The sequence below is a fragment of the Mesorhizobium sp. GW821-FHT07A06 genome (assembly GCF_059419085.1).
Genome location: NZ_JBWKRC010000015.1, coordinates 69,608 through 96,313 on the forward strand (window position 1 = coordinate 69,608; position 26,706 = coordinate 96,313).

The window sequence follows — 26,706 nt, forward strand, 5'->3', positions numbered from 1 at the left end:
AGTAGACATAATAAATGTTGGCGAAATCCGGCATCGACCGGACCGATCAACGACACGGCCTGAATGGGAGACAGTTCATGGCACAGACAGGAAATGACGCGGTCAAGTTCGCCTACTGGGTGCCGAATGTTTCGGGCGGCCTGGTGATTTCCAACATCGAGCAGCGCACCAACCATTCGGCCGAGTACAACCGCAAGCTGGCACAGATCGCCGAAAAAGCCGGCTTCGACTATGCGCTCAGCCAGATCCGTTTCACCGCCGGCTACGGCGCTGACGAACAGCATGAATCCGTGGCGTTCAGCCATGATCTGCTGGCCGCCACGACGACGCTCAAGGTCATCGCGGCGATCCTGCCTGGCCCCTGGAATCCGGCACTGGCGGCAAAGCAACTCGCCACCATCAGCTACCTGACCAATGGCCGTGTCGCCATCAACCTCGTCTCCGGCTGGTTCCGTGGCGAATTCCACGCCATCGGCGAGCATTGGCTCGACCACGACGAGCGCTACCGCCGTTCGGAGGAATTCATTCGTGCGCTGCGTGGAATATGGACCGAAGACAGCTTCACCTTCCGTGGCGATTTCTATCGCTTCAACGAATATTCGCTGAAGCCGAAACCGCCGCAGGTGCCCGAAATCTTCCAGGGCGGCTCATCGCGTGCAGCGCGCGACATGGCCGCGCGCGTTTCGGACTGGTACTTCACCAACGGCAACACGCCGGCCGAGATCGCCAAGCAGGTCGACGACCTCAAGTCGAAGGCCAAGGCCAACAATCATTCCGTCAAGGTCGGCGTCAACGCCTTTGCCATCGTCCGCGAGACCGAGGATGAAGCCAAGGCGGTGCTCGCCGAGATCATCGGCAAGGCCAACCCGGAAGCGGTCAACGCTTTTGGCCACGAGGTCAAGAATGCCGGCAAGGCATCGCCGGAAGGCGAGGGCAATTGGGCAAAGTCCTCCTTCGAGGATCTGGTGCAGTACAATGACGGGTTCCGCTCGAACCTGATCGGCACGCCAAGGCAGGTCGCCGAGCGCATTGTCGATCTCAAGCGTGCCGGCGCCGATCTCATCCTGCTCGGCTTCCTGCACTTCCAGGAAGAGGTCGAGTATTTCGGCAAGCACGTCATCCCGCTCGTTCGCGAGCTGGAGGATGCTGAACAGGCAGCGTCGCTGGCAGCGGAATAGCCCTTTTCAAAAAAGGCAGGCCGGGCGGTCCGACCTGCACATCGATCAAGGTTTCCAGGCACGCTCGATCCATCGAGCGTCAACGAGGCTTTGCGCCTGCTGAGCAATCGAGGACGATTGGAATGCTGTTGGCTGGATATGCCCTTGGAATGATGGAGGCCTCGGTCTATGCGCCGGAGGTCTTTGCGCGCGGCTTGCCGGCGGCATTCAGCCCCGCGCAGCAATCTGAAGGCAACACCGAACCCAGAGGGGCTGCCACGGTCGCCGCCGCTCCGCTGCTCTCGCTTCACGGCATCAGCCTGTCCTTTGGCGGTGTCGTCGCGCTGGCCGATATCGACCTGTCGGTTCGCCCGGGCGAAATTCGCGCCATCATCGGCCCGAACGGCGCCGGCAAGAGCTCGCTGATCAACGTGATCAGCGGAGTCTATCGGTCCGACCGCGGCCACGTCCAGCTCGATGGCATCAGTTATGCCCAGGTGCCGACGCAGCGGCTGGCGCCTCTCGGCGTCGCCAGGACCTTTCAGAACCTTGCCCTGTTCAAGGGCCTCAGCGTTCTCGACAATGTGGCGTCCGGCCTTGCCTACAGGGTGCGCTCCAATTTTGCCGGCCAGGTGCTGGGCATTGGCCGCTCGCGCGGCGAGCAGCGCGACTCCTTGAGCCGCGCCGGCCAGATCCTCGAATTCCTCGATCTCACGGCTGTCCGCGATCGTCTTGCCGGCACGTTGCCCTACGGGCTGCAGAAGCGTGTCGAACTGGCCCGCGCATTGGTCGCGCAACCGCGCCTGCTTTTGCTGGACGAACCGATGGCCGGCATGACCGCCGGCGAGAAGAGCGAGATGGCAGGTTTCGTGCGTGCCGCGCGGGATCGCTTCGCAACGACGGTCATCCTGATCGAGCATGATGTCGGTGTCGTCATGGGTCTGTCCGATCGCATTGCCGTTCTCGACTACGGCCGCAAGATCGCCGACGCCACGCCCGATGAAGTCAGGAACGACCAGCGCGTCATCGACGCCTATCTCGGCGTCGCCTCCGACAACGAGGACGGGGCAGGCATATGATCGCCGACTTTGACTACCAGTTCTTCATCGAAGTGCTCGTCGGCGGCCTGCTCTCCGGCGTCATGTACTCGCTGGTCGCGATCGGCTTCGTGCTGATCTACAAGACATCGGGCGTGCTCAACTTCGCGCAAGGCGCGATGCTGCTGTTCGCCGCCCTCACCTTCGTCAGCCTCGTCGAGCGCGGCATTCCGTTCGCGCTGGCGCTGGTGGTCACCTTCGCCATCATGGTGGCGATGGGTGTCGTCATCGAGCGTACGGTGCTGCGGCCTCTGACCAACAAGCCGCCGATCACGCTGTTCATGGCGACGCTCGGCCTGTCCTACATCATCGAGGGCGCCGCCCAACTGATCTGGGGCACGCAGGTCCATGGTCTCGACCTCGGCATCGAGGACGTGCCGCTGGAAGTCGGCGGCGTGCTGATCAGCCAGTTCGACATTTTCGCGGCGGTGGTGGCTGCCGGCATGGTTCTGCTCTTGTCGCTGTTCTTCCGCTACACCCGCATCGGGCTCTCGTTCCGCGCCGTCGCCGACGATCAGTTCGCCGCGCTCGCCGTCGGTCTGCGGCTGCCGTTGATCTGGGGCACCGTCTGGGCCGCGGCCGGCCTTGTCGCCCTTGTCGCCGGACTGCTCTGGGGCGCCCGCCTAGGCGTGCAGTTCTCGCTGTCGCTGGTGGTGCTGAAGGCGCTGCCGGTGCTGGTGCTCGGCGGCTTCGATTCCATTCTCGGCGCCATTGTCGGCGGGCTGTTGATCGGCGCCAGCGAGAAGCTCGCCGAGGTCTATATCGGCGATTATTTCGGCGGCGGCATCGAGAGCTGGTTCGCCTATGTCGTGGCCCTCGTCTTCCTCCTGATCCGTCCCTCCGGCCTGTTCGGCCAGAAGCTCGTGGAAAGGGTCTGAGCCATGGCCGCGATCACAAGCGATTTCTCCGAGGCGCCGGTCCTGCCGAAATGGATCGTGCCCGTGCTGCTGCTCGCCTTCGCCTATGGCGTCGTGCCGCTGATCGGCTCGAGCTATCTTTTCGAGGCCATCCTGCTGCCGTTCCTGGCGCTCAGCCTCGCCGGCGTGGGCCTGAACATCCTTACCGGCTATGCCGGCCAGGTTTCGCTTGGAAGTGCTGCCTTCATGGCGGCCGGCGCCTTCGCCGCCTACAATTTCAACCTGCGTGTCGAGGGCCTGCCGCTGATCGGCAGCATCTTTCTGGCCGGCATTGTCGCCGCCGCGATCGGCATCGTCTTCGGCCTGCCCAGCCTGCGGCTGAAGGGTTTTTACCTCGCCGTCTCGACGCTCGCCGCGCAGTTCTTCGTGCAATGGGCGCTGACCAAGTTCAGTTGGTTCTCCAACGACTCGGCGTCCGGCGTCATCGACGCGCCGAAGCTGTCGATTTCAGGCTTCGCTTTCGACGGCGCCGTCGGCCGCTATCTCTTCGCGCTCACCATCGTCAGCGTTCTCACCTTCCTCGCCTATCGGCTGGTCTCGTCGCAGACCGGGCGCAACTTCATCGCCGTCCGCGACAATGAGACCGCCGCCCGCATCATCGGCATACCGGTGTTGAAGACCAAGCTTCTGGCCTTCGCCATCTCCTCCTTCATCATCGGCGTCGCCGGCGTCATCTGGGCCTTCGCCTATCTCAGGACCGTTGAGCCGGATGGCTTCGATCTCGACCGCTCGTTCCAGATCCTGTTCATCATCATCATCGGGGGCCTGGCTTCGATCCGTGGCGCTTTTTTCGGCGCCGCGCTCATCGTCGTCTTCCCGCTTGGCTTATCGCGCCTCGGCGGCTTCCTGCTTGGCGATGTCTTTGACTCGGGCGTGCTCGACATGAGCCAGCGCATCGTGCTTGGCGCGCTCATCATCCTGTTTCTGATCCTTGAACCCGATGGGCTGGTGGCCCTGTGGGACAGGGTCCGAAGACGGCTCCTGTTCGCCTGGCAGTCGACCTGAGCCGCGCGTCTGAAGTGAATTGCATTTGAAAATGAGCCAAAGGCCGAACCCGACACGGCCCACACCGGGAGTACCCTGACAATGACCTTTCTCAGCACAATCAAGGCGGCGGCGCTGTCCGCGGCGATGATCGTGTCGGTGGCCTTGCCCGCCGCCCACGCCGATGAACAATATTTCCCGTTGCAGAGCTACCGCGTCGGACCCTATGCGGCCGGCGGCACCGGCTTCTTCGGTGGCTTCATCGACTATCTCAACCTCATCAACATCCGCGATGGCGGCGTCAACGGCGTCAAGCTGACCTGGGATGAATGCGAGACGCAGTACGAGGTCGAGCGCGGCGTCGAATGCTACGAGCGGCAGAAGAGCCATGCCGGTGCCGCCGCCTGGAACCCGCTTTCGGTAGGCATCGCCTATGCGATGATCGACCGCATCACCGCAGACAAGGTGCCGCTGATCACGGTCAACCATGGCCGCACGGACTCCACCGATGGACGCGTCTTCCCTTATGTCTTCCCGCTGCTGCTCAACCCCTACAGCGAGACTTCGGGAATCGTGAACTACATCGCCTCCAAGGAAGGCGGCATCGACAAGCTCAAGGGCAAGAAGATCGTCGTGCTCTATCACGGCTCGCCCTACGGCAAGGAAACCATCCCGATCTATGAATTGTTGGCGCAGAAATACGGCTTCACCGTGCAGCAGATCGAGGTGCCGCATCCCGGCAACGAGCAGCAGTCGCAGTGGCTGACCATCCGCCGCGCCAAGCCGGACTTCGTCGTCCTGCGCGGCTGGGGCGTGATGAACCCGGTGGCGCTGAAGACGGCGGTCAAGGTCGGCTATCCCGTCGACCACATCGTCGGCAATGTCTGGTCGAATTCGGAAGAGGATGTCATCCCCGCCGGTGACGCCGCCAAGGGCTACACCGCCATCACCACCCAGGCTTCCGGCAACACCTATCCGGTGGTGCAGGAGATCGTGAAGACCGTCTACGGCGCCGGCAAGGGCAATCTGGAAGACAAGTCGCGCATCGGCTCGGTCTACCACAATCTCGGCATCGTCAACGGCATCCTCAATGTCGAGGCGATCCGCGTCGCGCAGGAGAAGTTTGGTCATCGCACGCTGACCGGAGACGAAGTCCGTTGGGGCTTTGAACACCTCAAGCTCGATCCGGCCAAGGTCGAGGCGCTCGGCGCGAAGGACCTGTTCCACTCGATCAACGTCAGCTGGGACAATCACGAAGGCGAGGGCTACGTGACCTTCCAGCAGTGGGACGGCAAGAAGTGGAACGTCGTCTCCGACTGGATCGCTCCGGACTGGGCGCTGCTGCGGCCGATCATCGAAAAGTCCGCCGAGGCCTATGCCAAGGAGAAGGGCATCAAGCTGCGCACCGCCGATGATGCCAACGCCGTGACCACCAACTGATCAGCCAATGCCGGGCCCCACGGACAGGGCGCCCGGCCCTTTACGGTTCCTCGAACCGCGAAAGAAGAGCTCATGCCGGACAATGACGTCATCCTTGCGGTGGACACGATCCATGCCACCTACAACCACGCCATCACGGCGCTGCACGGTGTCAGTTTTGAGATCCGGCGCGGTGAGATCCTGGCGCTGCTCGGTGCCAATGGTGCCGGCAAGACCACGACGCTGAAGGCTGTCTCCAACCTGCTGCCCGCCGAGCGCGGCCAGGTCAATGCCGGCACCATCCGCTATGAAGGCTCGGATGTCTCGCGCCGCAAGCCGGGCGAGCTCGTGCGCGCCGGCCTGGTCCCGGTGCTCGAGGGCCGCCACTGCTTCAAGAGCCTCACCGTCGAGGAAAACCTGGTCGCCGGCGGCATCGGCCGCAGCGGCCGCCGGGCCGAGATCAACGCGGACCTCGAACGCATCTATGGCTGTTTTCCCCGTCTCCGGGAAAAGCGCCGGACTTTGTCCGGCCTGACCTCCGGCGGCGAGCAGCAGATGACGGCCATCGGCCGGGCGCTGATGTCGCGGCCGCGTCTGCTGGTTCTCGATGAGCCGTCAATGGGGCTCGCGCCGCTCATCGTCCAGGACATCTTTCAGACGCTGAGAAAACTCAACCGCGAGACCGGTCTGTCGATCCTGGTCGCCGAGCAGAACTCGGCGGTGGCTCTCAAATACGCCGACCACGCCACGGTGCTCGAGAACGGCGTCTCCGTTCTTTCCGGCGCTGCTGCCGATCTTCGCCAGCGCGAGGATGTGCGCGCCTTCTATCTCGGTCAATCGACCACCGGCCAACCGCCGTCGCCGGCTGCCAAACCAGCCCATCTCCATGCCGTTGCCTGAAACGAAATTCGAAGGAGCAGTGAAATGACCGTCTCGACCGTCAAGACAGACCACGCCTCCGCCGCCGTGCCGCCGGTCGCAAGGCCGTCGGAGCCGGCACACATCATAAGGGATGACGCCGAGGCGGTCGCGGTCGCCCATGCGCTCGCCGCCGAATTCCTCAAGGAGTCCTCCAAGCGCGACCGTGAGCGCATCTGGCCGGTCGCCGAACTCGACGCCTTTTCGCAAAGCGGCCTGTGGTCGATCAATGTGCCCAAGGCATTCGGCGGGCCGGAAGTGTCCTACGTCACGCTGGCCAAGGTGATCGAGATCATCTCGGCGGCCGATTCCTCGATCGGCCAGATCGCGCAGAACCATCTCGGCGTCGTTGCGGCTATCCGCACCGTGTCGGATGCGGAACAGCAGAAACTGCTGTTTGCCGAAGCGCTGAAGGGCACGCGGTTCGGCAACGCCTTTTCCGAATTCGGCTCCAAGCGCGCCGCCGATTTCGAGACCCGCTTCACCGATGCCGGCGACCATGTCGTCGTCAATGGCCGTAAATTCTATTCCTCGGGCGCGCTGCTCGCCCATCTGGTGCCGATCGTGGCGCTCGATGACGAGGGCCGCGCCTGGTACGCGATAGCCGATCGTGGCACGCCTGGCCTGACGGTCATCGACGACTGGTCGAGCTTCGGCCAGCGCACGACGTTGTCGGGCACGGTGATCATCGACAACGTCAAGGTGCCGAAGACGCATCTCGTGCCCGGCTACAAGGGCTATGACAGACCGACGGCTGACGGCGCCATCTTCCAGATCATTCAGGTGGCGGTCGACACGGGCATCGCGCAAGCCGCGATCGACGAGACCGTTCACTTCGTCAGGACCAGAAGCCGCGCCTGGATCGACAGCGGCGTCGACAATGCCTGGGACGATCCCTACACCATCCAGGCGGTCGGCGACCTGACGCTGCGCCTGCACGCCGCGCAGGCGCTGCTCGAAAAAGCCGGCCTGGCAATCGACCGCGCGGTGGCCGAGCCGACCGCCGAGACGGTGGCGCATGCGCAGATCGTCACCGCCGAGGCGAAAATCCTGTCGACCGAGATCGCCATCGCCGCGACGAACAAGCTGTTCGAACTGGCCGGCACGCGTTCGACGCTGGCCGAGCACAATCTCGACCGGCACTGGCGCAATGCCCGCACCCACACGCTGCACGATCCGGTACGCTGGAAGTACTCGATCCTCGGCAAATACTTCCTCAACGGCGAAAACCCGCCGCTGCATGCCTGGAGCTGATTCCCACCGGGGGGCAGGCCGCTGCCCTCCAAGATTTCGACCATCAAGACCAAAGAGAGCCCAGTCACCATGTCAAACCGAACAGTCGTCGGCTTCTCCGGCAACATCACCCGGCCGTCAAAGACGCGCGCCTTCGTCGATTTCGTGGCCAAGGACATCGCCGCGCGCCATGGCTTGTCGGCCAGCACCTACGACATCGAGGATGTCGGCCCATCGCTGGGCACGGCAAGATGGGCACGCGACCTCGACGGCCAGGCGCAACCGATCCTGGCCCAGATCCTCGCCGCCGACGTGCTGGTGGTTGGCTCGCCGACCTACAAGGGCAGCTACACCGGCCTGTTCAAGCACTTCTTCGACCTGATCGATCCGGCGGCGCTGCGGGGCAAACCCATCCTGCTGACCGCGACCGGCGGCGGCGAGCGCCATGCCTTGATCGTCGAGCATCAGTTGCGGCCGCTGTTCGGCTTCTTCGAGGCCTTCACGCTGCCGACCGCAGTCTACGCCACCGACAAGGATTTCACCGACGGCGTGCTGCGCTCCGATGCCATCCTGAAGCGCGCGGCGCAGGCGGTGGACGAGGTCGGCTTTGTGCTTGCCAACCGCTCGGCAGGCAGGATCGCTGCTGAGTAGCAGCCGCGAAGAGGGTTGCGCGAAGGTCGAAATCCGCATGGGCGACACCGCCGCTTACGTGCAATTTACGACCGCCCGCTACAAGGTTCCTGTCTGATTCGTCCGGGACAGGAACACCATGAGCAAAGCCCTCACGACCTTCGCACTCGTCGCGGTGCTGACCGCCTTGCTGATGGCGTTGAGCCTGGCGGTGGCGCGGCATGGCTATCCCTATGGTGCGATCGGCGTCAGGCGCCTCGACGGCATCGCCGATGCCGGGACGTTCATTCCGCTCGCGGCCGTCTATTTCTTCAGCGCGCTGTTGATGATGATCCTGCCGATCCGCGCGGCCAGCATCGTTCTCACCCATGCCGCCGACGCGATCTTCTGGACGGTGATCGTGCTGTTCGCCACCATCGTAGGCGGCCTTCTCGCCCGATGGGCTTTCGGTCAGGGCAGCGCCTTGTGGGCACTGCTGAACTGGCGGTTCCTGTTTGCCGTGGCGGTCGTCGGCTGCCACTTCGTCATGAACGAACTGCGCCGCAACGTGCTGTTGCGCAGCCTGTTCTTCGTGGTCTTCGCCGCCGCGACGCTGGCCTGCCTGTTCTGGTCGTTCACGCTCTGAGCGTGATCATGGCTGGCTGGTTTCCGCCGCGATGTGGCCGGCAGCCTGCTCCGTCCACGTCCAGAGATAGGCCGCGAGACCGCGGTCGACATGGATGCGCAGCTTGCTTTCATGGCGATAGACGATGGCGTTGATGCCGGCGAAGGACAGTGCCGCACTGGCGCTCGGTTGTCCGGGATCGAGCGTCGTTCCACGCGCGATGAAAGCGTCAAGCGCCGCGCCTTCTGCCTCGAACACCTGTAGCCCGGCGCTGATTTCTGTCACTCCGAACCCTTGGCTGAACCACCCCGTGGCCATGCCGATAGGGGTGGCCGACACGGCAAGCAATCGGTCGCGTGCCAGACGAACCGAATAGCGTGCGCCCTCGGCCAGGCCGAACGCACCGGCGGCCGCTCCATCGAAGCCGGATGCCTCGGCCCACGCCGCGAGGTCGCCGCTGACCAGACGTTGGTGCAATCCGGCAATCGCGCCTATCTTGAGCCCCGGCACCTCGATCGTGGCGCTCTGCCAGTCCGGCGCGACAGACCATTTTTCCGCGAGATCACGCATGGAGCCGCTCTCCTGCCGGGTCGAAGGCGCAAGGCGCGGCAATCGTTGCCGACCGAACCTTGCCGAGATGCTGGATTTCGATCGTCTCGCCGTGGCGGGCCGCGCCGCGCTCGATCAGGCCGAGCGCGATGGGCCGGCCAAGCGTCGGGCTCTGGTAGCTCGAGGTGACGAAGCCCTGGCTGTGCAGTCTGCCGTCGCTCCGCTTGATGCCGTGGGCGCCGGTCGGTAGCGGCGCTTCGCCAGACGGCACTGTCAGTCCGACAAGCTGCAGGCGGTCGCCGCGCGAGGCCTCCTCGGTGAACAGCGAGCGACGGCCGACATATTCGGTCCGGCGTTTGGTGCGGGGCGCTTCGCTGCCGAGATCGTGCGGCAGCGTGGTGCCGTCGGTATCCTTGCCGATGACGATGAAACCTTTTTCGGCACGCAGGATCATCAGCGCTTCGAGGCCGATGGTGACGGCGTCGAACGCCTGGCCGGCCTGGCGCAGATGTGCCCACAAGGGCTCGGCGCGGTCAGCCCGGATCGAAATCTCGTAGCTCCTGTCGCCGGTGAAGCTGACGCGGGCGACGCGGACCTCGTCACCGCCATAGCTGCCATGGCCGATCGCCATGTGGGGCAGGTCGGCCTCGTCGAGCGAGAGGCCGAGGTTGAGTGCTTGGAGCAGCTTGCGGGCGTTCGGCCCCGAAACGGTCAGCGTCGCCATGTCCGATGTGGCGTTGTGGATATAGACCGCGTCGCGGCCAAATCGGTCCTGGCGCCATTCCTCCAGCCGCGCGTGCACGGCAGCGACATGCGAGGATGAACACGACACGACGAAGCGATGCTCGTCCAGCCGAACCAGCACGCCGTCATCGAAGACTACGCCGTTCTCCGACAGCATGAACCCGTAGCGGCAGCGGCCCGGCTTCAGCGTCGACATGGTGTTGTAGTAGAGGAAATCGACGAATTCGGCCGCCTTGGGGCCGATCACCTCGATCTTGCCCAGCGTCGAACCGTCGAACAGCGCGACCGACTGGCGCGCGCGCCACGCCTCGTCCTGGATGGCGCGATCCGCGTCGGCGCCGCGGCCGCCATAATGGGCCGGCCGCAGCCAGCCGCCATATTCCTGGAAGACGGCGCCGCCGGCGCGGTGCATGGCCTCCAGCGGCAGCCTGCGCACGGGTGCCATCAGCTCGCCGACGCGCGCGCCGGCAAAGCTTGCCAGCGGCACCGGCGTGAAGGGCGGACGGTAGGTGGTGGTGCCGACTTCCGGCACCGTGCGGCCGGTGATGCCGGCCATCAAGGCCAGGCCGGGCAGGTTGGAGGTCTTGCCCTGGTCGGTTGCCATGCCGAGCGTGGTGTAGCGTTTCAGGTGCTCGACCGAGACGAAGTTTTCGCGCGCCGCCAGTTCAACGTCCTTTACCGTCACGTCGTTCTGGTAGTCGATCCAGATGCGCCCTTTCGAACCGGGCACCGGCCAGGCGGCGGCAACGCCGCCCGTTGCTTCCGGTCCCGTGCTGCGCGGCACGGCTGCTTTCGCCTGGCCCGGCAAGCCAACGGCTTTCTCCAAGCCGGCGAACACTTCCGACAAGGAGATCGCGCCAGCCGCGGCGCCGACCACCGAAATGCCGTCGACCGGATCGCCTGGCAGGAAGGCGGCGCGTGCGTCGCTCCAGGCCAGCTTGCCCTTGGCCTGGCCGAAGAGATGAATGGTCGGCGTCCAGCCGCCCGAGACCAGCACGCAATCGGCATCGAGCCTGGTGCCGTCATCCAGTGTCACGCCCTCGACCCGCAGTCTGCCCCTGGCGGAAGCAAGCGCCCTCCCTTTGACCAGCCGTACCTTGGCCGGGGCGTCGGGCATGCCGTCACGCCTGATGTCGACGAGCGTTACCTCTGCGCCGGCGTCGGCCAGCGCGCCAGCGACCTCGTAAGCGCTGTCATTGTTGGTGGCGGTGACGATGCGCCGTCCAACCAGCACCGCATGGCGCCTGAGATAGGCAAGTGCCGCGTCCGCCGACAGGATGCCCGGAAGGTCATTGTTGGCAAAGGGCAGCGGTCGTTCGATGGCGCCGGTCGCCAGCACGATCTGGCGCGGCCGGACCCGCCACAGCGTGTCGCGCCGGCCATCGAAATGCCGCTGGTTCAGCCCGACCAGATTGTGGTCGTAAATGCCGAAGGCGGTGGTCGCTGCCAGGATCAGGTGACCGCCCGTGCCAAGCTGCGCAACCGTCTCCTCGACCCAGACGGAGGCCGGCTTGCCGTCGATCTCGCCGGCGCGGTGGCCAAGGGATCCTCCCGGCGTCTGCTGGTCGTCGACCAGCGTGACGGAGAGGCCAGCGCCTGCCGCCAGCCTGGCCGCCGCCAACCCGGCCGGTCCCGCGCCGACAACCAGCACGTCGCAATGATGGTTGATCTGGTCAGCCGTGCCCGGCGATGTCCAGTCGGTGTCGGCCTTGCCCAGTCCGGCCATGGCGCGGATGCGCGGCTCGAACATGTGCCAGTCCGGCCACATGAAGGTCTTGTAGTAAAACGCCGCCGGAATGAAACGGGAGAAGCGGTCGAGGAAGGCGTTACGGTCGGCCAGCGCATTGGGCGTCGCGTTGACGCTTTTCGCCACCAGCCCGTTGCGTGCCGGCTCGGTCGTGGCGCGCGTGTTCGGTTTCGCCTGGGGGCCGCCGATGTCGACCAGCGCGTTCGGCTCCTCGACGCCGGCGCCCCAGATGCCGCGCGGCCGGTGATATTTGAAGCTGCGGCCGACGACCGCGACATCGCCGGCCAGCAGCGCCGAGGCGATGGTGTCGCCGGCAAAGCTGTCCACGGTTGCGCCGTCGAAGCTGAATCGGATCGGGCGCGACCGGTCGATGGCGCTGCCGCCGGTGGGAAGACGCGAGGCGGTCACGCGGCGTGCTCCCCGCCAAGGGCGGTCGAGGACAGCACCTTGTGCGTGACCGTGTCACGTTCCATGACGAAGAACTCGCCGCAATTCATGTGCACCCAGATTTCGCGTGCCGCGCCCTTCGGGTTGCCGCGCAGATAGAGGTAATTTGCCCAGCGATCGATCGGCACGTCGGCGCCATCGGGCCTGGCATTGCCGGCATCGCCGCCATAGTGGAATTCGGTCTCGTCGCGCGGGCCGCAGAACGGACATGGGAAAAGCTGCATGATTGCCTCTAGTCTTTGTCTTTATGCGTGATGCATGTCGTTGCCCAAAACCGCTGCACACTTTTGGGCGACATGCATTAGTGCGCGATGCCGGAGCCGGCCGCTTCGTCGATCAGCCGCCCGCTGGCGAAACGGTCGAGGTCGAAGGGGCGGCTGACGTCGTTGTGCTTGCCTGTGGCCAGCAGGTTTGCCAGCAGCGTGCCGCCGGCGGGGATGGCTTTGAATCCGCCCGTGCCCCAGCCGCAATTGAGGAACAAATTGGGTAGTGGCGAAGGACCGATGATCGGCGAGGAATCCGGCACGACGTCGACAATGCCGGCCCATTGCCGCATCAGCTTCAACTGGCCGAAGATCGGGAACATCTCCAGCAGTCCGGCAATGACGGCTTCCAGCGTCGGCAAATTGCCGCGCTGCGCGTAGGAGGGGATGCGGTCGAGCCCGCCGCCAATGACGATCTCGCCCTTGTCCGATTGGCTGACATAGACGCCGCAGCCGGGCGACAGCACCACCGTGTCGAGGATCGGCTTCACAGGTTCGGAAACGCAGGCCTGCAGGGCGTAGGAATTGATCGGCAGCCGGAAACCGGCCTTGGCCGCCAGCACCGAGGAATGGCCGGCCACGGCCATGCCGATGCGCTCGGAACGGATCGCGCCGCGTGTCGTCTGGACGCCGCGGCAGCGGCCGCCCTCGACGATGAAATCGGTTATCTCGCAATTCTGGATGATATCGACGCCGAGCCGGTTCGCCGCCCGGGCATAGCCCCAAGCGACGGCGTCATGGCGGGCCGTGCCGGCGCGGCCCTGCCAGATGCCGCCGAACACGGGAAAGCGCGCATCCGGGGAAAAATTGTAGATCGGCGCTACGCGACGCACATCCTCCGGTGAAAACAGCTCCGCATCGATGCCGTTGATCTGCATGGCGTTGACGGTGCGGGCGCCGATCTCCATTTCGGCGGTCGAATGGCAGAGATTGACCATGCCGCGCTGCGACAGCATGACGTTGTAGTTCAGGTCCTTCGACAGGCCTTCATAGAGCCGGTGCGCCAGCCCGTAGAGCTCGACGCTTTCCGGATAGTAGTAGTTGGAGCGTACCACCGTGGTGTTGCGGCCGGTGTTGCCGCCGCCGATCCAGCCTTTTTCCAACACGGCCACCCGGGCGATGCCGTGATTCTTGGCCAGGTAATAGGCCGTAGCCAACCCATGGCCGCCGCCGCCGATGACGATCGCATCGTAGGACGGCTTCGGCTCGGGTGAGCGCCAGGCCTGCTTCCAGCCGGTCTGGCCGGCCAGGCCTTCCTTGAACAGCGAGAGAGCGGAATAGCGTCTGGTCATGGCGTGCCGGACAGGCCTGATTTCGGGGAGCGAGCGTGGTTCATGGCATGGTCTTCCGCATGGACGGCACCGGTTCGATCGGTCATGCCCGCATCGCCTTGCCCAGTGGATCGTAAGGCGACGAAGCGATGACGCGCGCACCTCTTTCGACGCCGACGATATGGGTTGTCAACTCAGTATCGACATCGGTGACATCGCCATCGACAAGCGCCATGGCGAGGCTCTTGCCGACCGTATGGCCATGGCCGCCGGACGTGACGAAGCCGGCAAGCTTGCCTCCGCCCCAGACCGGTTCGTAGCCGCTGGCGTCCGCATCCGCGGCGTCGATCTCGAGCGTCACCAGCGTGCGCCTGGCGCCGGCCTGCTGCTCTTTCAGCGCCGCTTCGCGGCCGATGAAGTCGCCCTTGTCGAAAGCGATCCAGCGGTCCATGCCGGTCTCGGCCGGTGTGTAATCCTGCGTGAACTCACGCGACCAGATGCCGAAACTCTTTTCGAGCCGCAGCGAATTGACCGCGCCGAAGCCGTATTCGGTGACGCCGAGGTCGCTGCCTGCCGCAAGCAGCGCCCGGCGTAGCCCCGCATGCTCATTGGCCTGGCAATGGATTTCGTAGCCGAGCTCGCCGATGACCGAGAGCCGCCCGACCTTGGCTCGAACCAGGCCGACATCCAGCGCCTTGCAGGTGAGGAAACCGAAGCCCTGGTGCGAGACATCCTGGTGCGTCAGCCGTTCGAGCAGACGGCGCGCATTGGGGCCGGCGAGCGAAAAGCCGACGACCGCGTCCGAAATGTCGCGTACGGCGACGCCCTCGCCGAGATGCTGTTCGAACCAGCGCATGTGCCATTGCCGCAGATAGTAGGACCCCATGATCCACCAGCTGCCGTCACCCCAGTTGAAAACTGTGAGGTCGCCCTTGAGCTTGCCGTTTTCGCCCAGCATAGGCGCGAGTTTCGCGCGGCCCGGCTTGGGAAGGGCGCAGGCAAGCAACCGGTCGAGCCAGGCTTGCGCTTGCGGTCCGGTGACTTCGTAGCGCGAGAAGGCGGTGATATCGAGCAGGCCGACGCCTTCGCGTACCTTGCGGCATTCCCGGGCGACGATGTCGAAGGCATTCGAGCGCTTCAGCGTCGGTGTTTCGACGAAACCTTGCGGCGCGAAATAGAGCGGCGCTTCCATGCCCCAGGAATTGCCCCAGCGCGCGCCGGCGGCATCCATGGCGTCATGCGCGCCTGCTGTCTTCAACGGCCGCCCCACGGGCAGTTGCTCGTTGGGATAACTCATGACGAAGCGGCGCGAATAGAATTGCCCGGTCGTCTGCTTGATGTATTCGCGATTGGAGGCGAAATCACCGTAGCGGGCGATGTCCATGCCGAAGACGTCGGCCTCCGGCTCGCCATGGATCATCCATTCGGCCAGCGACTTGCCGACGCCGCCGCCTTGCAGGAAGCCGGCCATGACACCGCAGGCCACCCAGTAGTTGGGGACCCCTCGCACCGGGCCGACCAGCGGATTGCCGTCCGGCGAGAAGGTGAAGGCGCCGTTCACCCAGCGCTTGATGCCTGCCGTCTCCAGGCAGGGATAGCGGCTGAAGCCGAGCGCCAGCTCGTTGGCGATGCGGTCGGTGTCCTCCTGGATCAGCTCGATGCCGTAGTCCCAGGGTGCGCCGTCCATGTTCCAGTGCTTGTGGTTGATCTCGTAGATGCCGAGCAGCAGCCCCTTCTGCTCCTGGCGCATATAGGTGAAGCCCTCGAGGTCGACGATCAGCGGCAATTCCCGGTCGAGCGCCTGGATCTCCGGCAGCGCTTCGGTGACGAGATAGTGATGCTCCATTGGCGAAACTGGCAGATCGATGCCGGCCATCCGGCCGACCTGTTTGGCCCACAGGCCGCCGGCGTTGACGACGTGCTCGGCAATGAGAGTGCCTTTCTCCGTGACCACGTCCCAGCTGCCGTCGGCGCGACGATTGAGCTCCAGAACGCGGTTGTGCTCGATGATGTCGGCGCCGCGCTTCCTCGCCGCCTTGGCATAGGCGTGGACGACGCCCGAGGGGTCGATATGGCCTTCGCGTGCCGCATAAAGGCCGCCCAGCATGCCGTCGGTGTTGAGGATCGGGCAGCGTTGCTTGATCTCGTCGACGCCGACCAGATGGACATCGTCTATGCCCATGGTCTGGAAGATGCGGTAGGAGGCTTTCAGCCATTCCCAGCGCTCCGGCGCCGAGGCAACCGAGATGCCGCCGGTCATGTGCATGCCGATGTTCTGGCCCGATTCCTTTTCGACCTCCGACAGAAGGTCGATCGTATAGGCCTGCAGCGCGGCGATGTTGGGGTCGGCGTTCAGCGCGTGGAAGCCGCCGGCCGCGTGCCAGCTCGACCCGGCTGTCAGCACCTCGCGTTCGATCAGCGCGACATCACTCCAGCCGAACTTCGCCAGGTGATAGAGCACCGAGGCTCCAACCACGCCACCGCCGATAACGATCGCCCTGTACTGGGATTTCATCCTGCTGCACTCCACCTGGTATGGCGGCGCACCCTACTGGCATTGTACATATGTGTCTAGTACATTGTAGCGCATAATCCAGGGGGCTGCGCATGGGGCATGGCGTCATGAAGGCTAAAGGGCCGCTCGGCCGATGGTTGCGCGCCTACCGTTTGCCGGAAAGCGTTTTCTCGACATAGAGCGCGAACTCCTCGACGTCTTCCGCCGGAGGCTCCTGGCCCGTGAAGCTGCGCAGATAGGAGGCGACGTGGGTAAGGCGGGTGCTCATCGGTTCGTTGAGCTCGAGCGAGTAATAGCCGATCTGCATGAAATAGAGGACGCGGGCCCGCACGAATGCGTCTTCTTCCTCGTAGCCATGGCGCTTGAACATGTCGCGTATGGCATTGACGCGCTCTTCGTCGGCCTCGTCGAGCGCGCGCCGGATTGCGGGCGAGCGGCGGGCCCAGGCCCTGATCGCGAAGTCCAGCCGGGGGTCGAACAGCTTTTCATCCACCCAGCATTCGAAAATGCTCATCACCCCGCGAATGACGGTCGCCGACGGCCGCGAGGCGCGTTCGACGATGAACCTCGTGTTGGTCTGCCGCCAGTAGCCCAGCAATTGATCGAGCAGATCCTGCCGGCTCTTGAAATACCAGTAGAAACTGGAGCGTGAGACGTCGAGCTGCTGGCCAAGCGTCAGCACGCGGACGCGTTCGACACCGTCGGATATCAGTGTTTCAAGCGCCAGCTTCAGCCAGTCTTCACGAGTGGCCTTGATGTTGCCGGTGGCGCCGGCGCGCTGGATCGTCGTTTCGATTGCTGCCATCACCACGACGCATGACATGCCGGATCAGGCAAATCAAGGTCGTGGACACTTGTGTGCAGGGCAATTCGTTTGAGCCGTGATGACATCCGGCCGATGTTAGCCGGATTGCGGGTTCACGGGTGCTGGCCGCTGCCGTCCCATCAAAGCCGGGATGATAAGCTCGGGGATTTTTGTCGCGGCGGCTCGGCCAGTGCGTGCTTTCCCGCAACGCAATTGTCTGGCAAATACCAGTCTGGACAGATGCCGCCGTGCGGCCAACCAGCAGGAAAGACCAGGACATGGCTCAGTTTCGAAAAAACCTCATCGATGGCGAATGGGTCGGCGACGCCGGGTCGCGCAACATCAATCCCTCGAATACCGGCGACATTGTCGGCGAGTATGCCTCGGCGGGCGTCGAACAGGCTAGCCAAGCGATCGCCGCGGCCAAGGCGGCGTTCCCGGCATGGTCACGCTCCGGTCCGCTGGCGCGCCACGCGGTGCTGAAGAAGGCGTCCGACGAGATCATGGCGCGCAAGGACGAGATCGGCCGCAACCTGGCGCGCGAGGAAGGCAAGACGCTGGCCGAAGGCATTGGCGAGACCATCCGCGCCGCCCAGATCTTCGATTTCTTTGCTGGCGAAACATTGCGCCTGACCGGAGAGATGGTTCCGAGCGTGCGGCCGGGCGTCGGCGTCGAGATCACGCGCGAAGCGGTCGGTGTCGTCGGCATCATCACGCCATGGAATTTCCCCATCGCCATTCCGGCCTGGAAGATCGCGCCGGCGCTGGCTCATGGCAACACCATCGTCTTCAAGCCGGCCGAACTCGTTCCTGAAAGCGCCTGGTCGATCGTCGACATCCTGCATCGCGCCGGCCTGCCCAAGGGCGTGCTCAACCTCGTCATGGGCAAGGGCTCGGTGGTCGGCCAGGCCATGCTCGACAGCCCCGACGTCAATGCCATCACCTTCACCGGCTCGGTCGGCACGGGCAAGCGCGTCGCCACCGCAAGCGTGGAACACATGCGCAAGTTCCAGCTCGAGATGGGAGGCAAGAACCCGCTGGTCGTGCTTGACGATGCCGATCTTGCGGTCGCCGTCGATTGCGCGCTCAACGGCGCCTTCTTCTCGACCGGCCAGCGCTGCACGGCCTCGTCCAGGCTGATCGTGACCGAAGGTATCCACGACCGTTTCGTCGATGCGCTGAAGGAGCGGATGGGCAAGCTGGTGATCGGCGATGCGCTCGATGCGCAGACCCAGATCGGCCCGGTGGTCGACGCCACGCAGCTGAAGCAGGACGAGGATTATATCGCCATCGGCGTCAGGGAAGGCGCAACGCTCGCCTTCGGCGGCGACCGGCTCGACCGCAAGACGCCGGGCTTCTACCTCAGCCCCGCGCTGCTGACCGAGGCAACCAACGCCATGCGCAGTTCGCGCGAGGAGATTTTTGGCCCGGTCGCCAGCGTCATCCGCGTCAAGGACTACGACGAGGCGCTTGCCGTCGCCAACGACACGCCCTTCGGGCTGACGTCGGGCATCTGCACGTCGAGCCTCAAGCACGCGACCCACTTCAAGCGCAATTCGGAAGCGGGCATGGTCATGGTCAACTTGCCGACGGCGGGTGTCGATTTCCATGTTCCCTTCGGCGGCCGCAAGGGCTCGAGCTACGGCCCGCGCGAACAGGGCCGTTATGCCACGGAGTTCTACACCACGGTGAAGACCGCCTATACATTCGCGGGCTGATGATGCGCCGGCCTGTCGGGCCGGCGCACCTTCACCACGGAACCGGCACGAGGCAATGGCATTGCAGGACCTGACCTGGCTCAATCCCCCGCCGCATCACGCCATCGACGGCGATGCGGTGCGCGTGCGCACCGGCAAGGAGACCGATTTCTGGCGCGAGACCTTCTACGGTTTCTGGCGCGACAATGGCCACTTCCTGCATCGGCAAGTCGAGGGCGATTTCACCGCCGAAGTCACCGTCAAGGGCGACTACAAGGTGCTGTATGACCAGGCCGGCCTGATGGTCCGGCTGAGCGAGACGCACTGGATCAAGGCCGGCATCGAATACACCGACGGCCTCGCCTATTTCTCCGTCGTGGTCACCAACGACACATCGGACTGGTCGCTGGTGGCCATTCATGCCGGTTCCAATGGCGTCAGCATCCGCCTGACCCGCCATGGCGAGGCGATCCGCGTCCAGTATCTGGATGCTTCGGACGGTCGCTGGAAGCCGGTGCGGCTCGCCTATTTCCCGATCTCGAAGACGGTCGATGTCGGCATGATGTGCTGCTCGCCACAGCGCGAGGGTTTCGAAGTCACATTCTCCGGATTTTCGGTCGGCCCGCCGATTTCGCGGGAATTGCACGCCTGAGGACTGGTGTGTCCAAGGGGTGAAGCGCGGGCCCTCGCATGGCTTGTGGGTATGGAGCGGCAGGACATTGCAGCCGCCACCGCGTCTGAGCTAAGCGTTCCCGATGGGCATGAAGCGTTGGTGGGCAAAACGCAAAAAGGCTGTGTATTCCAAGGCGCTGAGATTCTTCAGCGTTCCTCCCGTGCTGTGGTCGCAAGGGATCGCGCATTTCTGTGACTTCGCCGGGCCCGACTGGTATCGCTGCGCATCGACCGAATCGACCCAGGGCGAGGCCTTTTTCCGCGACCACTATGGCGGCGCGTACGGCATCGTCTGGGTTCGGCTGAGCACCTTGGCCAGGGTTTCGCGAACCTGCGATCTCGACACGTTCACCCGGGTTGCCCTGCCGACCATCAAGGCGCCCTTCATCCTGCTGACCACCGACGGCGATGCCTCGGTGCCATCGGACCTGGCAAGAGATACCGTCGAGCGGCTTCTCGCCAGCCCCTATCTGGTGTCCTGGTACAGCCAGAATTGCGACAGCGACCATCCGAGGATCAAGCCGTTTCCGATCGGGCTGGACCTTCATACGCCACGTTCCCTTGCCACGCCCGCCGGCATGGTGCGGTATTTGCAGACCCTGCGCGGCCGGCAGGGGGATGCGGAGCGCCGTCCACCCAGGGTGTTCTGCGATTTCAGCATCAGCAGGGGCTCCAGCGAGCGTCGAGAGGTGCTTGATGCCCTGGATGGATGCCCACATGTCGATTTCCTCGGGAAACGCGTGTCGCAGCGCGCGATCTGGGAGCTGTATGCGCAATACCCGCTCGTGCTCTCGACCACGGGAAACGGCCTGGACTGCCACCGGACATGGGAACTGCTCTATCTCGGCTGCATCGTGGTAACCAAGACATCGCCGATGGACCCCCTCTACGAAGGCCTGCCTGTCATCATTGTCGAGGATTGGCACGAGGTCAGGGATCCAGAAGCGCCGCAACGCTGGATCGACAAGGTCGCTCATCTGACGGACCCGAACCATGTCTGGGAGCGCTTGCGCCCGCAAACCTGTCTGGAGCCGCTCAGGCAGGCGCTTCGGCAGGCCGCCGCTTCACCAGGGGACGTGTAGTATCTCCAGCTTCGGCAGGCCGACCGGCCTGATGCCGAGATCGTTGGCGAGCACGCCAAAAGCTTCGGTCTCGATCAGGTCGCGATAGGGAATTTCAGGGAAGCGAAGGCCGCCGCGATGCAAGGCGGCGTCGACCAGCAGCATCGTTCCGCCGACCGCGTCCAGGCCGATGATGTCGAGATGCCTGACATCACTGAGATGATATCGACTTGGTGTCTGCGCCGGAGGCTGGTGAAGGCCGCCGCGTATCTCGCGGTAGTAGCGATAATCCTTGATCTGCCGCCTGATGATGAAGCTGTTCAGGTCGAAGCTGCCGCCATTGGCGACCTTCACGCAGTTGGGCACCGCGATGCGATGCCGGGTGGCGATCAACTGGTTCAGCGCATCGCGGGGAAAACGCCAGACGTCGATATCGATCCACAACGCCCAGTCGTCGTCTTCCTTCAGCCCGTGATCGATCAGGTAGTTCCGCACCTTGGCGATCGCGCCGCGCCTGACGCGTTGCATGCGAGGCTTTGCCCGCTTTGCCCTGTCGAGCCTGGTGCCGACCTGTCGCTGCAGAAGCACGATGTCGCGATATTTGCCGGCCAGTCCCGCCGTCGCGGCCTGTAGCCGCTCCCAACTCCCGTCCAGGCTGTCGCCTTCGCAGAAGACCAGCTTGATCCTGTCCTTGGGATAGTCGAGCCCGTCCAGCGTATCGAGAAAAGGTTGGATAAGGTCGGCGGCATCGCGAAGCGGCACCAGAACGGCAATATTGCCGCCCGGGGGCGGCGGTGCCGAGAGGACAGCCTTGTCGACGCTGGCTTTTGCCGCGGCCTCATCCAGATACGCACCGCGCGTCAGGTGATATCGAAGCCGATAGGCCCGGTTGCGAAGCTTGGTTGTCCATCTCGGCGGCGGCTCCGGGGTCCACCATGTGCCGGCCCAATGATGGATCGAAAGCGGCGCCGTATCGTCGCCGGCCTCGCGCTCCGTGTTGCCAACAGACGTCACCGGCGCGAACAGTCCGGAAGGGTGGATGGCGAAGGCCGCCTGATCGCTGTAGCCGCGCTGGGCGGAGGTCAAAAGGCAAGGACCGGTCGCGTCGAGCACGTCCTTGGCGCCGGCGAGCCCGGGCATCATCGACAGGAGATGCATCCAGAACGGATGACGGGGCGGGCTCGCCATCGTCCCGTTGAACAGGAGATAGGGCAGGCCCCGGAAATCCGCCTGGACGGCCGCATGCGAGGCCGGCTCCTTGCACAGCACGACACGGCTCTCGTCCATGATCGGATCGAAGGCCGCGACGCATTCGCAGTCGATGTCGGCATAGACCCCGCCAAAATGATGCAGCAGCATGTAGCGGGCCGCATCCGAGCGCTGCACGCCGTTCGTGTAGCCGCAGAACATTGGCAGGAAATCAGGGTAGTTCCCGGCCACGAATTCGAGCAGCATCCGGTCGCTCCAGAACATCACCGTCCAGTGCGGATTGTACCGTTTCCAGCTCTCGGCATACGCCTGGAAGCGTGCGGGAACGCTGTCGGTCTTCCAAGTCTGGTGCAGGATCGGCGGGATCATATGGTCGCACCGTTTAGTCCAAGCCCGTCGCGAACGGCATCGGCTATCGCTTGCGGGCCGAACCTTGCCCATACGGCCTGATACGCGCGAAGGCGTTGCCGTGCTCTGCGTTCGGGGTCGAGACAGAGTTCGATGGCCGTCTCGGCAAGCGTTTCGTCGGAGTGAGACAGCAGCACCTCGTCATTTTCCACCAGGTCCAGACCTTCGGCCGCGATCGGCGTGGCGACCACCGGCACGCCCGCGGCCATTGCTTCCAGTATCTTGATGCGTGTGCCGCCGCCGGCCGTCAGCGGGACGATGGTGAGATGCGCGCTGGACAACAGTGGCGCGACATCCGCGGGATCCTCGATGAGCTCCACACCAGGCAATCCGGCCAGTGCCCGCACCTCCGGTCTTGGGGTGCGTCCAGCCAGGACGAGCCTGGCACCCGGCAGTGCGTTTCGGATGCGAGGCAATATGACATTGGCCAATCGCTGCGCGGCATCGACGTTTGGGGGATAGGCGAGATGGCCGATGAAAACGATCACCGGAAAGCCGTTGCCGGTTGACGGCTCGGCAGGCAGGTGCCCGGGACCATTGCCGGCTTGCGGAATTCCGTTCGGAACGACGTCGATCGGGATTTTGTGCCGGCAAAGCGCCATCAGCTTCCGGCGATCCAGGTTCGAGCAGACCCATACCCTGTCGACAAGGGATAGTGCCTTCCTCTCAAGGAGCCTGACGCCGAATGCAGCCGCGGTTCGCTTGGTGCTGAGATGCCTGATCTGCCCGGCCAGGTCGGATTCGACATTGTGCATGTCGAGAATGAGCTGCTCCGCCAGCGGTCTTAGAGGCCGCATCAGCTTGAACAGGCTGATGCTCTCGATGACGATAGTGTCCGGGCGGCATTCACCGATGAGCGTCTCAAGCCGCGTCAGGGCGGAACGCGGAATGCGATTCTCCGCCCTTGAGCGCCACCAACCGATCGAGGCCGTGCGGGGCTCTCCCTCTGCCGACAGGGCCTCTACGCGGATCAATGGATCTGGCACGTTCCCTTCTGTCTTCGGTCGTACCGAGACCAGGCAGACCGGGCCGAACCTGGCGGCCGCTTCAGCGTTGCGGTAGTTTCTCAGATCCGCACCCGAAGCCGGTGGAAAGGCCGGGTCATGCGACACGATCAGCGTACGCTTCGGGGCCGCCCGCTCGGGCGAGCCGACAGCCGGCCGCGCGCCTGAGCCGCTCAAAGCGGACGCCCGGGGCGTTGTTCCGGGCAGAGGCCCCAATTCAGACGGCATTCACAACGATTCCGTGACCACAAGCATCGGCGCCACCTTGTTTAGCTGAACAAGGCTTTCGTCAAGCACCGTATATTTCTGAATACTTCCGCCCCGAGCCCTCGGTGGCCGCGAGGTTCAACGCCTGGACCAAGCCAGCCAGCGCACCGCCAGGCGCCTGCGCAAGGAGGTGAACCGGGTCCGCCTGTAGGCATCGCCCGCCATCTTGATACCTTGCGCCTGCGTCGGGAAGGGATGAATGACATCGGCCAGGGCGTGCAATCCCATGCCCGACCTGATGGCGAGCGTCACTGCGTTGATCATCTCGCCGGCATGGCTGGCGACGACAGTCGCTCCCAGTATACGGTCGGATCCTTCCCTGACATGGATCTTGACGAACCCCTCTTCTTCCCCGTCCATAACGGCACGGGCGACGTCATGCATCAGCACCGTATAGGTCTTGACCGGAATGCCGTTGCGGCGCGCTTCGATCGGATAGAGACCGACATGGGCGATCTCCGGGTCGGTATAGGTGCACCAGGGAACGACGAGTTCGCTCAGCCTTTCGCGCCCGCGAAACAGCGCATTGCGCACGACAATGCGCGCCGTCGCTTCGGCGGTATGGGTGAACTTGTATTCGAGGCACACATCGCCCGCCGCGTAGATGTTCGGATTCGTGGTTCTCAGGTGATCGTCCACCTTGATGCCGTTGGCGTCATACGCCACCCCGGCGTGTGCCAGGCCGAGGCCTTCGACATTGGGCGAACGGCCGACGCCGGTGATGATCTCGTCGACGGAAATCGTCGTCGTGTCACCATCCCGCATCAGGTCGGCGAGCTTCTTGCCGCCCTCTGTCCGCACCGCCACCACTTCGGTGTTCAGGCGCACCTCGATCCCCTCGCGCGCCAGCGCGTCCGAAAGGATCTGCGCGGCGTCTCGTTCCTCGCCGGGCAGAAACATCGGATCGCTCTGCGCCAGGATAACGTTCGCGCCGAGCAGGCAAAAGGCCTGCGCCGTCTCGCAGCCAAGCGGCCCGCCGCCGATGACCAGCAGCCGCTCAGGACGTTGCGTGAGGTTGAACATGCTCTCATTGTCGAGGTAGCCGGCCTCGGCGAGTCCTGGAATCGCCGGCCCGCTCGGATGCGCGCCTGTCGCGACCAATGCCTTCTTGAAATGCAGCGTCCTGTCCGCGACCGCCACCGTATCCGGCCCTGCGAAGCGGGCCTCGCCGAAATAGAGGTCGATGCCTTCGGCCGCGATGGCCGCGGCCGAATCCGCGCCGCTTATCCGCTGCCGGATCTGCCGCATCCGCGTCATGGCCCGCTCGAAGTCGGCCTGAAGATGCTCGGGCGTGTCGCCGCCGAAATTCTCGGCATCGCGCATGTCGGCATAGAGCCTGGCCGTGCGGATGATCGACTTTGACGGAATGCCGCCGACATTGACGCACGCACCGCCGATCAGCCAGCGCTCGATCAGCGCGACTTTCGCGCCGAGGCTTGCCGCGTCACGCGCCGCGGTCAGCCCCGCCGGCCCGGCGCCGATGACGACGAGATTGTAGGGACCGTCGGGGGTAGGGTTCTTCCAATGCGGCGGATGCGCGCTCCGGATCAACTCGACGTCGTTGCGGTCGACCGGGAAGCTGGCGGCCTTTGTCCGTTCACGCGGCATCGTAGGCCCCTGAGGCGGAGCCTGCCGACCGCGCCAGCCAGCCGCCGGTGAAGCCTGCTTTTCCCAGGCCGCGGCGAATGTGCGGATTGGACCGCATCAGTTCCCAGATCAGGCGCGAGCGGTGGTTCTCGATCATCATCACCACGATGCCCTGGTCCAGCCCGTAATGGCCTTCCGATACCCAGCCGTTGCGGCCGAATTTTCGCCGGTTGGCCAAGGTCGGATTGAATCCGCTGGGCAGCCGGAAATTCTCGATCACCTCGGGATAGCGCTCACCGAGATGACGCATCGCTGCCAGGCAGATGTCCGGCGCGAAAGGCAGCGATGCCGGATAGGACCAGGGCGCGATCGTGCCATCATCCGGCCCGAAGGGAGCGCCGCGTGCGGCATAGCCGGAAAACCGATGCCTCCGTCGCTCGACACTGGCGCGAAAGCCCCCGGGCCCGTCTCCCGCCGAGAGGCCCCAAAGGTTCTCGCCGTAGCCGTCGAAACCATAGGGGTTGTGGCGGGCATAGTCCCGATGGAGGTATGTCGAGCGGCGGCTGTTTTCGAAATAGTCGGAATTCTTCTCGCGCATGAAGGCGTCGCGGATGCCGGCGAAATCGATCCAGGCGTGCGAGAACTGGTGCATGAACAACGGCCCGCCATAGAGCACGTCATGGCCGTAGATGTTCTCCCACTGGTAGGTCGCCGTCCAGGCCTCGTAGCTGTCGTCGGAGGTTGGGTTGTCCGGCGAGGCCATGGACAGCACGTAAAGGATGGTCGCCTCGTTGTAGCCCTCCCAGCCATAATGCAGAAAACCGCTCTTCGGCTTCCAGCCCTGCCGCAGGGTCGGACTGCTGCCTTGCGCCCACCGCCAATCGACGCGCCGGTAGAGCGCTTCGGCCAGGTGCCGGATTTCGGCTTCCTGTTCATTATCGCCGGAGAAATAGGCGCCGGCCACCAGGATACCGGCCATCAGCAGGGCGGTGTCCACCATCGACAGTTCGCAGCGCCAGACGCGCAGCCCGGTCCGCATGTCGAGAAAATGGTAGTAGAAACCCTTGTGGCCGGTGACGTCGTCGCCGCCGCCTTGCGGGCTGGCCGAGAAGAAACGCAGCGCCGCGAGCGTCAGCTCCGCTGCCGCCATGCGCGACATCCAGCCGCGCTCGACGCCGATCGGATAACAGGACAGGGCGAAACCAACGACGGCGATGCTGGCCGGCGAGTTCGGCCGCGACGTATCGGCGACCAAACCGTTGTCGGAGTTCACATGCTCCAGGAAATAGCCGAAGGCGGCGCGCTGGTAGCGGTCCAGAAGCTCGTCATCGGACAATGCGGCAGGATCTGCGTCAGGCAAACGATGCAAACTCCAGCCTGATGGTCAATGTTTCCGTCGATCGCACGGTGCCGGTATGGCGGCAATGGCTGATCGGCCTTGCCGGGCTGTCTCGTCGTGTCATGGCTTTCCCGCAAACCCTGTTGTGTCACCGCCCCGTTC

At 64.3% G+C, this 26,706-nt stretch carries 22 protein-coding genes; 12 read left to right on the forward strand and 10 right to left on the reverse strand.

The features are described from left to right. Positions 1-77: 77 nt before the first annotated feature. From sfnG to AC07SZ_RS31435, 9 genes are all read left to right on the forward strand, one after another. Positions 78-1,178: a dimethylsulfone monooxygenase SfnG gene (gene sfnG, locus AC07SZ_RS31395; protein ID WP_494917390.1), complete on the forward strand. Its 1,101-nt coding sequence runs from the start codon at positions 78-80 to the stop codon at positions 1,176-1,178. Positions 1,179-1,300: 122 nt separating this feature from the next. Further along, entirely contained in the window at positions 1,301-2,236 is a 936-nt protein-coding gene (locus tag AC07SZ_RS31400; RefSeq protein WP_056569310.1) for an ABC transporter ATP-binding protein, read from the forward strand. Next, complete coding sequence (locus AC07SZ_RS31405) at positions 2,233-3,132, forward strand: branched-chain amino acid ABC transporter permease (RefSeq protein ID WP_172371114.1); 900 nt, start codon at positions 2,233-2,235, stop codon at positions 3,130-3,132. Before AC07SZ_RS31400 ends, AC07SZ_RS31405 begins: the two co-directional genes overlap by 4 nt. A 3-nt stretch (positions 3,133-3,135) precedes the next feature. Next, on the forward strand, positions 3,136-4,176 hold the full coding sequence (locus AC07SZ_RS31410; protein WP_494917393.1) for a branched-chain amino acid ABC transporter permease: 1,041 nt from the start codon (positions 3,136-3,138) through the stop codon (positions 4,174-4,176). 81 nt (positions 4,177-4,257) lie between these two features. Further along, the gene (locus AC07SZ_RS31415) at positions 4,258-5,595 is read left to right on the forward strand and encodes an ABC transporter substrate-binding protein (protein ID WP_056569319.1); all 1,338 of its coding nucleotides are present in this window, start codon (positions 4,258-4,260) and stop codon (positions 5,593-5,595) included. A 72-nt stretch (positions 5,596-5,667) separates the two neighbouring features. Then, a complete protein-coding gene (locus AC07SZ_RS31420; RefSeq protein ID WP_065005416.1) occupies positions 5,668-6,474 on the forward strand; it encodes an ABC transporter ATP-binding protein in 807 nt (268 codons plus the stop codon). A 24-nt stretch (positions 6,475-6,498) separates the two neighbouring features. Further along, positions 6,499-7,746, forward strand: coding sequence for an SfnB family sulfur acquisition oxidoreductase (locus AC07SZ_RS31425; RefSeq protein WP_494917395.1), 1,248 nt, complete (start codon positions 6,499-6,501; stop codon positions 7,744-7,746). Between the two features lie 69 nt (positions 7,747-7,815). Then, positions 7,816-8,376, forward strand: coding sequence for an FMN reductase (msuE, locus tag AC07SZ_RS31430; protein ID WP_056569329.1), 561 nt, complete (start codon positions 7,816-7,818; stop codon positions 8,374-8,376). Between the two features lie 118 nt (positions 8,377-8,494). Beyond that, a complete protein-coding gene (locus tag AC07SZ_RS31435; RefSeq protein ID WP_056569331.1) occupies positions 8,495-8,980 on the forward strand; it encodes a hypothetical protein in 486 nt (161 codons plus the stop codon). Between the two features lie 6 nt (positions 8,981-8,986). On the opposite strand, the gene AC07SZ_RS31440 is transcribed toward AC07SZ_RS31435, so the two are convergent. The 6 genes from AC07SZ_RS31440 to AC07SZ_RS31465 all read right to left on the reverse strand — a co-directional run bounded on the left by AC07SZ_RS31440 (position 8,987) and on the right by AC07SZ_RS31465 (position 17,300). Continuing rightward, positions 8,987-9,529 carry a hypothetical protein gene (locus AC07SZ_RS31440; protein ID WP_056569336.1) on the reverse strand — a complete coding sequence of 181 codons (543 nt, stop codon included), beginning with the start codon at positions 9,527-9,529 and terminating at the stop codon, positions 8,987-8,989. Continuing rightward, the gene (locus AC07SZ_RS31445) at positions 9,522-12,407 is read right to left on the reverse strand and encodes a sarcosine oxidase subunit alpha family protein (protein WP_494917396.1); all 2,886 of its coding nucleotides are present in this window, start codon (positions 12,405-12,407) and stop codon (positions 9,522-9,524) included. Before AC07SZ_RS31445 ends, AC07SZ_RS31440 begins: the two co-directional genes overlap by 8 nt. Beyond that, positions 12,404-12,670, reverse strand: a complete 267-nt coding sequence (locus AC07SZ_RS31450; RefSeq protein ID WP_494917397.1) for a sarcosine oxidase subunit delta — start codon at positions 12,668-12,670, stop codon at positions 12,404-12,406. The genes AC07SZ_RS31445 and AC07SZ_RS31450 overlap by 4 nt, the downstream gene beginning before the upstream one ends. 77 nt (positions 12,671-12,747) lie before the next feature. After that, positions 12,748-14,001 carry a sarcosine oxidase subunit beta gene (locus AC07SZ_RS31455; protein ID WP_494917398.1) on the reverse strand — a complete coding sequence of 418 codons (1,254 nt, stop codon included), beginning with the start codon at positions 13,999-14,001 and terminating at the stop codon, positions 12,748-12,750. Between the two features lie 82 nt (positions 14,002-14,083). Beyond that, positions 14,084-16,495 (reverse strand): GcvT family protein, encoded by a 2,412-nt coding sequence (locus tag AC07SZ_RS31460; protein WP_494917399.1) that lies wholly within the window; start codon positions 16,493-16,495, stop codon positions 14,084-14,086. 145 nt (positions 16,496-16,640) lie between these two features. Then, positions 16,641-17,300 carry a TetR/AcrR family transcriptional regulator gene (locus AC07SZ_RS31465; protein WP_494917400.1) on the reverse strand — a complete coding sequence of 220 codons (660 nt, stop codon included), beginning with the start codon at positions 17,298-17,300 and terminating at the stop codon, positions 16,641-16,643. Between the two features lie 278 nt (positions 17,301-17,578). Here AC07SZ_RS31465 and AC07SZ_RS31470 point away from each other — a divergent pair, with 278 nt between their 5' ends. From AC07SZ_RS31470 to AC07SZ_RS31480, 3 genes are all read left to right on the forward strand, one after another. Then, positions 17,579-19,018, forward strand: coding sequence for an aldehyde dehydrogenase family protein (locus AC07SZ_RS31470; protein ID WP_494917401.1), 1,440 nt, complete (start codon positions 17,579-17,581; stop codon positions 19,016-19,018). Positions 19,019-19,073: 55 nt separating this feature from the next. Next, entirely contained in the window at positions 19,074-19,649 is a 576-nt protein-coding gene (locus tag AC07SZ_RS31475) for a DUF1349 domain-containing protein (RefSeq protein WP_056569347.1), read from the forward strand. 103 nt (positions 19,650-19,752) lie between these two features. Then, positions 19,753-20,751: a hypothetical protein gene (locus AC07SZ_RS31480; protein WP_494917403.1), complete on the forward strand. Its 999-nt coding sequence runs from the start codon at positions 19,753-19,755 to the stop codon at positions 20,749-20,751. Here the strand turns inward: AC07SZ_RS31480 and AC07SZ_RS31485 are convergent. From AC07SZ_RS31485 to AC07SZ_RS31500, 4 genes are all read right to left on the reverse strand, one after another. Further along, entirely contained in the window at positions 20,734-22,308 is a 1,575-nt protein-coding gene (locus AC07SZ_RS31485) for a glycosyltransferase (protein ID WP_494917405.1), read from the reverse strand. The two genes, AC07SZ_RS31480 and AC07SZ_RS31485, sit on opposite strands and share 18 nt — an antisense overlap. Continuing rightward, a complete protein-coding gene (locus tag AC07SZ_RS31490) occupies positions 22,305-23,528 on the reverse strand; it encodes a glycosyltransferase family 4 protein (protein WP_494917406.1) in 1,224 nt (407 codons plus the stop codon). Before AC07SZ_RS31490 ends, AC07SZ_RS31485 begins: the two co-directional genes overlap by 4 nt. A 168-nt stretch (positions 23,529-23,696) precedes the next feature. Beyond that, a complete protein-coding gene (locus AC07SZ_RS31495; RefSeq protein ID WP_494917407.1) occupies positions 23,697-25,226 on the reverse strand; it encodes a mercuric reductase in 1,530 nt (509 codons plus the stop codon). Continuing rightward, positions 25,216-26,565 (reverse strand): glucoamylase family protein, encoded by a 1,350-nt coding sequence (locus tag AC07SZ_RS31500; RefSeq protein ID WP_494917408.1) that lies wholly within the window; start codon positions 26,563-26,565, stop codon positions 25,216-25,218. The genes AC07SZ_RS31495 and AC07SZ_RS31500 overlap by 11 nt, the downstream gene beginning before the upstream one ends. Positions 26,566-26,706 lie beyond the last annotated feature (141 nt).